Genomic DNA, 1,101 nt, shown 5'->3' on the forward strand with positions numbered 1-1,101 from the left:
CACGTCGTCAGCGGTCCAACCTCCGGCGAGTGCCGCGATCCGTCCCGGCCGCCAGTCCACCACTCCGGCATAGGACAGGTCCGGGTGTGTCCACAGTGTTAGGTAGAGGTGTTGTGCGAGGGGTGGCAACCGGCGCCAGTCGGGGTCATTCCAGATGGCGAGGTTGATGCGGGCGTGGTCGCGTGGCATCAGCACGCCTCTGCTTCGTGGAGGATGGCGAGTGCGGCGGTCGAGAGTGTGTCCACGTTGCCGGTGCTGTATGCGCTTTCGAGCAGGGACAATAGAGTGTCATCCTGCGTGATGCGCTCATCGATGAGCTTGGCGAGGCGGAAGATGGTCCGCAGGTGGTGATAGTTCGCTACCATGGGGGTAGCTCCTTTCCGGTCGAGTCGGATGGAGTCAGGCCCTCGGTTACCAGCCGGGGGCCGTCGCTTTGTGGCGACACTCCAAGTCTACCCCTTGGGCCTGACAAGTTCACGGTGCGATGTTGTGCGGTGTCCACTAGAACGGCACTCCTTCCCGCGCTCCGGTCAGGATGCTCACAAGGTCAGCGAGCGTCATCGTCACCCACTGATCCCGTGCCTGACCCTTCCCGTGCCGCTTGTGGACGACGATGCCCGCCACTGCGTCGTCGTTCCCACGCTCCACTTCTGCTTCCGTGGCCCAGCCGGCGAGGTTGGTGCGGGTGGTGTTCTTGCACTCCACGACGATGCGCCCGCCCATGTGGATCAGCCCGGACACGTCGCCGCGATCCTTCGCCCCGCTCTTGGCACGCCGCTCGATGCGCTCGTCATGGAGGACGTTTCGGAGGTATCCGACAACAAGCGTCTCGAACGCGGTGCCGGCCTTCTTGGCTGATGCGCGGTTGCGGGTCATGCTGCGCCTCCCGTGTCGTCGTCCTCGTGAGCGGCTTGGTCGAGGTGCCATCGCTGGCGCGGTCGCAGTCCGCCGAAGATGCCGAAGCGCTCCCAGCTCGCCAGTCCGCGCTCCCGTTCAAGGGCTTCCGTGCCGCACTCCTCCGCGACGGGGCATGAGCCGCAGACGTGGAGGGCGTAGGCGGTGAACTCGGGCAGGAAGAACATCTCAACCGCGGCGGGATCG

General features: G+C 65.4%; 2 protein-coding genes. Both read right to left on the minus strand.

What is annotated here, in order from left to right; translation table 11 throughout:
- Positions 1 to 501: 501 nt before the first annotated feature.
- A complete protein-coding gene (locus tag EOL86_15455) occupies positions 502 to 876 on the minus strand; it encodes a hypothetical protein (GenBank protein ID NCD26966.1) in 375 nt (124 codons plus the stop codon).
- Positions 873 to 1,101 (minus strand): hypothetical protein (locus EOL86_15460; GenBank protein ID NCD26967.1); only part of this gene is annotated, 229 nt, incomplete at its 5' end. The genes EOL86_15455 and EOL86_15460, both read right to left, overlap by 4 nt.

The organism is Deltaproteobacteria bacterium, from assembly GCA_009930495.1.
Classification (GTDB): Bacteria; Desulfobacterota; Desulfovibrionia; order Desulfovibrionales; family Desulfomicrobiaceae; genus Desulfomicrobium.

Coding starts and splice junctions, on each gene's coding strand:
- EOL86_15455 (NCD26966.1), bottom strand. CDS start 876: ATGACCCGCAACCGCGCATCAGCCAAGAAGGCCGGCACCGCGTTCGAG.